Source organism: Moorena sp. SIO3B2 (assembly GCF_010692525.1).
Taxonomy (GTDB): Bacteria; Cyanobacteriota; Cyanobacteriia; order Cyanobacteriales; family Coleofasciculaceae; genus Moorena; species Moorena producens.
In genome coordinates this window covers 38,374-44,996 of sequence record NZ_JAAHHE010000041.1, presented here as the reverse complement: position 1 = coordinate 44,996, position 6,623 = coordinate 38,374, and the positions used below count along the sequence as shown (strand labels likewise).

General features: G+C 42.7%; 4 protein-coding genes. 1 reads left to right on the top strand and 3 read right to left on the bottom strand.

Annotated elements, in window-relative coordinates:
* The first annotated feature begins 92 nt into the window (after window positions 1-92).
* A complete protein-coding gene (locus tag F6K38_RS12795) occupies window positions 93-392 on the top strand; it encodes a hypothetical protein (RefSeq protein ID WP_287356693.1) in 300 nt (99 codons plus the stop codon).
* A gap of 302 nt (window positions 393-694) precedes the next feature.
* On the opposite strand, the gene F6K38_RS12790 is transcribed toward F6K38_RS12795, so the two are convergent.
* From F6K38_RS12790 to galE, 3 genes are all read right to left on the bottom strand, one after another.
* Window positions 695-2,731 (bottom strand): ATP-binding cassette domain-containing protein, encoded by a 2,037-nt coding sequence (locus tag F6K38_RS12790; RefSeq protein WP_287356691.1) that lies wholly within the window; start codon window positions 2,729-2,731, stop codon window positions 695-697.
* Between the two features lie 142 nt (window positions 2,732-2,873).
* A complete protein-coding gene (locus F6K38_RS12785) occupies window positions 2,874-4,031 on the bottom strand; it encodes a glycosyltransferase family 4 protein (RefSeq protein ID WP_044495134.1) in 1,158 nt (385 codons plus the stop codon).
* 1,264 nt (window positions 4,032-5,295) lie between these two features.
* Complete coding sequence (galE, locus tag F6K38_RS12780) at window positions 5,296-6,327, bottom strand: UDP-glucose 4-epimerase GalE (protein WP_044495096.1); 1,032 nt, start codon at window positions 6,325-6,327, stop codon at window positions 5,296-5,298.
* Window positions 6,328-6,623: the final 296 nt, after the last annotated feature.

Here is a 6,623-nt window from a genome sequence, read left to right as displayed (position 1 = left end):
TTAGTGCTAAATTAACATCAATAGCTTCTTAAGCTTATTATAGCGTTAATTCAACGTAAAATTGACTTGGTCAATTTGATCGCTGAAAAGCAGTGCCTGAGAAAGTTTCAAGTTTTTGGAGAGGTCTATTCGGTGTTGTTAAGACACACGGCGGTATTTTATCTGGTGAAGGCTTCAAAGTTAAAAAAGGGCGGACAGGGACTTACGAGATAACCTTTGATAAGGAATTTGCACAAATTCCTGGAGTAACCTGTACAATTTATGGGGATTCTTGGAAAAGTTATCAAATGTCTATTTCAGTCGTTGACATTCAAGATTATTACTTCGTATGCGAAACTTCAACACCCGATAGTCTTGCAGATAGTGCTTTCAGCTTTATTGCTGTTGGTTAAGAGGCGGAAGCTGACTAGGTGACATCAGCCCTAAAAAGCTTAGTAGATAAGGCTTTGAGGCAAATGAGCTTAGGGAAGATACAGTCCCAAATTAACCCTAGATTCATTTAATAGCAAGCTCAAACCCTTATAACTCAGGTCAGTTCGGGATAAGAAAAAGATCTAATAGCTGTTCGCGTAGCGCACGCTACGCGAACAGCTATTAGCTATTAGCTTTGGGCCAAAGCTCACGCTACGGTAATGGCTCAGGGCTGACGGCTGACCGCTGATGGCTGAATGGTTACGATAAAACGGATCACAAATCAGGCTATTGATTTTATAGTTGAGCTTTCTTCTAAATACTCCAAGGTTTTAAGCAGACGAACTGCTGAGTGATAGGCTTCTTCAGTTAATTCCTGACGTTCCTGAGGGCTATCCACTAGGTCATTCACCACTAACTGCAAGCAAACAATCATTGGGGTCAGGTGAGTTCGCACTTCATGGGAGGTCTTGACTAACTCCTTTTTTACGACATTTTTAACCTCTCCATTGCTATTGTGCTCAAACTGCATCTTGTACAAACGAGAGTAGTAACCCTCCTTCCTAAGCAGTTCCTCATGGGTGCCAATCTCAACCACTTGCCCTTTGTCCATAACCACGATTTGATCAGCTTTTTGGATCGTGGACAGTCGGTGAGCAATCACTACCGTTGTGCGATCGCGACAGAGTTCATCAATAGCTTGTTGTACTAGCCGTTCGGAAACCGTATCTAAGGCACTGGTTGCTTCATCTAAAATTAAAATATCTGGATTCCGCAGCAGTGCCCGGGCAATGGCCATGCGTTGACGTTGTCCACCGGATAAGAGTACACCGCGATCGCCTACTTGGGTATCAAACCCTTGGGGTAATTGAGTGATAAATTCATAGGCATTGGCTCGTTTCGCTGCTGCAATAATATCTGCCTCGGTAACATCTTTCATTCCATAAGCAATATTGTTGCGCACCGAATTATTAAATAAAAATGTATCCTGACTGACAACCCCCATCGCTTGTCTGAGGGAACGGATATCGTACTGCCTCAAATCTGTGCCATCTATGGTGATTCGTCCTTCAACTGGGTCATAAAATCGTGGCAACAAATCTGCCAAAGTTGACTTACCGGCACCGGAAGCACCCACCAATGCCAGAGTAGTGCCTTTGGGAATCGACAAATTCACCCCATTGAGTACCAAATCCTCATGACCAGGATAGGCAAACGATAGATTTTCTATGCGAATTTCTTGGGATAGCTTTGTGTAGATATTTTTGCCATTGGTCATGATCGGTTTGTTGTCTCGCCGCAAAAAATCAGCCACGATTGCTGTACTAGCAGACACATTAGCAAACCGACTTCTTTGCCCATTCAACTGACTGATTACTGGTAACAAACGGAATAGTAAGAATAAATAAATCCCCAAAACAGTAGATATCGCTTCCAGTTCTTCTGCTGAACTATCTTGCAACAGGAGATTTTTGCCCACAAAGACGATGGCTAAAATTGCCAATATTCCCGAGACTTCATTAATGGGGTTAATTGCCGCAAAATTAGCCTGGGATTGAAATTCAGCCTGTTCACGTTCATCAATAACTTTTTCAATCCGTTGATATTCATCTTGTTCATTACTAACTGATTTGATTAACCTAATTCCCGTTAATATTTCCAGTAATGAACCTGAATATTTTCTTGATTTTTCTGATAGAATTTTACCAAATTGCTTAGACCGCCTCACAAAAACTTGATTAATAATGAATACGCCCAATAATAAAATACTTGTTGCAATAGTGAGTTGCCAGGAAATCGAGATTAGAAGAAATACAAATACAAAAATTGTGATTACCGTCGTAAATAATTGAATGGCAATTTTAATGGCATTAGCGGCTCGACCAATTTCTTGACTAATCCGATTTATAATATCACCAATTTTAGTCTTAGCATAAAAATCTAGATCCACATCCAGTAGTAATTTTATCCCTTCTTTACGAAAGGTATTAATTAATTTTTTGGATAAATGGGTAGACACTAAGATATTGACATAGTTAGCTACATTTTTCAGGACAATGGCTAAGAGAACTACCAGTACCATGAGCAGCAAGCGATCGCCCCCTTCAAAGCCCTCAAAAAGAGCCATGGTTTTCTGAATGATAGGCGGTGCTTTGCTTAACTCTAGTTTCTTTTGACCTAAAAATTCCAGCACTAACGGCACAATTATGGTTGTACCGACACTATTAAACATGGCACTGGAAAATCCCAGCAGGACAGTCAATACAATCAAGATAGGATGGCGTAGTGCGTAGCTAAGGAGTAATCGATTAGGAGACATGATTACTGTTTTTTTCTTGTTGAGTGTTGACTGTTGACTGTTGGTATAGGGGAAGACTTACTGGTGCTCCATTCAAGCATAAACAGTCAACAAAAAAGCTGTTAGTTAGTGAGCAAAATTATATGTTGAACAGCTTAGCAGATTATAAATCAGCAATAACATCTGCAAGAACTGCCGCCATGGCATCAACACTATGGTACTTCACACATAGCTCCCTGGCTTGAAGTCCTTTATGATTGGCAACATCTAGATTCTGAAATATCTGTTGAATCCCCTCAGCTAGTTGTTGTGGCGAACTAGGCTCAACCAGATAACCGGTATCACCTAAAATTGTTGGGATATCCCCAACACGGGTAGACAAAACTGGCTTAGCCATTGCCATACCATCTGTCAATTTTAAAGGAAACTGAGCTCTAGCCGCCAGAGTATCTCGCTGGGGAACCACCACAATATGAGCCGCTGACACGACCTCTGGCATTTCTTCGACTGGGGTTCTGGGCAATTTAAGAATCCAACGTCCCCATTGTTTGATCAGTTGTTGATCATAATCATCATAGGGACTGCCTCCTACAATCACCAATCTTAAGTCTGGCTGATTGAGATACTCTAGCGCTACTAAAACATCTTCAACTCCTTTGTGGGGTCGTGGCGCACCAGGAAACATTAATACCCGATACTCCGATAACCCATAACGCTTCCTGCTCAGTTCTGGGTCATAGTGCTCGGGGTCAAACAGATCGGTATCTTTACCATTGGATAGATAGACACCACCGAAGCGTTCCTTGAGAAACTGAGTATCTATAGTGATAGCGTCCGCATAATTGACCAAGTTTTCTAGCCATTTGATATAGAGGGGATGGTCTGGATATCTCAATTGACCATCTTTGGTAATAATATCCCTACCGAACTGTTTAAGGGTTGGACGATACTGCCATTGGTCCCCACCATACCAACTTAGCTCCCAATCATCCATATCTAGAATGATTGGACGACGGCTAGTAAACTTTTTCAGCACAGACAGACCAAAACTGGTGGGTTTGGGTTTTACGGCATAGATAATATCGCCATCTATCTTTTTTAACAGGTCTCGGCCAGCGGTTAAGACTCCAGGATATTTACCACCAGGGACGGAAGTAATGGTAAAACCAGAAGGAGGAGTGGCATATAACTCCTTCCCAAACATAAATCCCACAATGTCTATGGCATAGTTGAGCTTTTTGAGGACTTGTCCGAGCAAAAATGCCCGGATAGCACCACCACCGGACAAGTCACTGACAACTAGGGAAACTTTTTTGTTCATCGGATTTTGATAAAACTGGTACACGATACATGGTGATCAACCTCTCGTGTGAAAGTTATTACTCCCCTTGGGTTTAGCAAGATGTCCCAATTACCACGCACTAATGGTCAAGACAGAGGGAGTCAGGAGCTTGTAGGGTGGGCAAAAACCATTTGATTCTTTTGAGTATTCATGATTAGATTACTTTGCCCACCCTACTAATGGTCTAATGGTCACTAAAGAGGAAGTCGGGAGTCGGGAGTCGGGGTAACAAAATTGAATTTACCTCATAATTATGGAATTGTCCGATAATCTCAACTCGGGAGCTATTCGGAAGTGCTTACCAGCTAAACCCAAGCGTGCTAAGGGTCAAATCTCAGGAAGACCAACCATTACCTGTCGATTTAGGTGGGGTGATTGACACTTTGCTAGATAAACACTTTAATCAGGGAAATGCAAAATGGCGCATAGAATCAGTATTCCCGTTTCAACTGCTATAATCTCAGGTGTGATCAACTATCAAGCTTTCCACACCCTAATCTAATCAAACAAAAAATCGACGAACGACACTAAGGGTGCATCTCCTAAAAGCTGTTTGACACGGTGGTGCGTTACGGGGCGGGCTATCCAAACCCTGACTACGAGGCGAAAAATGAAGGCTCCCCTAACACACCCTACGCAAAATTTTCAAATATGAGATGCACCCGACATTAACCCCTAAAGCGTTGAACGTTTCAGGGGTGTGGTAGATGGAAATTTAGAAAATAGGGAAGAAAGGGAAGAAAGGAAACAGAGGGAACATAGGGAACATAGGGTTAGTAAACAGCTAGAGAAAATGTCGCAGAGTCTACCAAAAACTATTATTATTTGTTAGACTTAAATTATGGTAACACCGACAGGGATTATTATGTAACTTAAATTAAAGCCGAAAACCAAGGTAAGATAGTTGCGGTTACATCCCGGTGTTAGACTTTTTTGACATTTTTATGGCGCTCGCGGGATATTCCCGAGAGCTTTGGGAGATACCCCCTGGATGCTATTGCATCTTGCCTTGGCGAGCCTTGGTCTATCTTGGTAGACTTTGGTAGCTAAAAAGTATCGGACGTAAGAGTTGACCATTGCGGTGCGCTTGACTAGGTCAAGCGCACCGGTACATCCAGCCAATTGGTAAAGCTGTCCCTATGTGCCTACTCCATAGTTTGATTAGGCGATAATAGTTAATTTTTAATCATACCCTACACCGAACGCCTAAGGCGAACATTCTTAATTCTTAATCCTTAATCCTTTATGCGACGGGAACTCTAAGGCCAGCATCCTTGAACCCATGGCGCTTCTGATGCCATTGCCAGGCGTTGGATAAGATGGTGTTTATATCGGAATACTGGGGATACCAACCCAGAAGTTTTCTGGCTTTGTCACTACTACCGACCAAAGCGGGCGGATCACCAGGACGGCGATCGCATTCTATAGCTTTGATGTTTTGTTTTGTGACAAATCTGGCTGCCTCAATCACTTCTTTGACTGAGAAGCCGTTGCCATTGCCTAAGTTAAAGATTTGACTATCCCCACCCTTTAACAAATAGTCCAACCCCAAAACATGAGCAGAGGCTAAATCCTTGACGTGAATATAGTCCCGAATACAAGTTCCATCAGCTGTGGGATAATTGGCACCAAAAATGGAGATCGACTCCCGTTTACCTAAAGCAGTAAGCAGCACTAAGGGGATAAGGTGGGTTTCGGGAGTGTGATCTTCCCCTAGCCTACCCTCTGGGTCAGCACCAGCAGCATTAAAATAGCGGAAGGTTACGGATTTTAAATCATAGGCGGTATGGAAATCCGATAGAATCCGCTCTACCATTAATTTACTCGCCCCATAGGGATTAATTGGGTTTTGGGGATGATCTTCTGGAATCGGTACAGTTTTTGGTACCCCGTAGGTAGCACAGGTAGAGGAAAAGACTAATTTTTTAATTGATGCTGCTACCATAGCTTCCAGGAGTGTTAGTGTCCCGGTGACATTATTGCGGTAATATTTAGCCGGGTCAGTGACCGACTCTCCCACATAGGCATAGGCAGCAAAGTGCATTACTGCACTGATATCATAGTCTCTAAAAAGATTGTCGAGTAATACCCGGTCATTGGTATCACCGACAACTAGCTTCACCTTTAGAACATCTTCGACTATGTCTCGATGACCATAGACTAAATTGTCTAGAACCACCACGTTGTAGCCAGCTGCCAAGAGTGCTAATACAGCATGGGAGCCAATATATCCGGCTCCCCCTGTAACTAGCACAGTTGCTTTGGATTGCGACACTTGAATACCTCGCTAGTCTAGATTTTTGCTTTTACCAAATTATTCCCTGGGATTGCTTGTAATTCCGCAAATTTGGGTAAAATAGTAATCCCATATGGAGATGCCAGATTTGATTTGGTGATGCTTGAACCTAATTGTGACGCAATAGTCAAGCTGATTCATTATTCCGGTTAATTATTCTGGCTTCAAGCCCCACCTCCTAGCGGTAAGGGGGTTGTGGGATTCAATGCCTGTCAGATGCGCTTTGACAACAGTTAAAACAATGTCCCATCCATCAGGATGCTCACGGGGAAGTG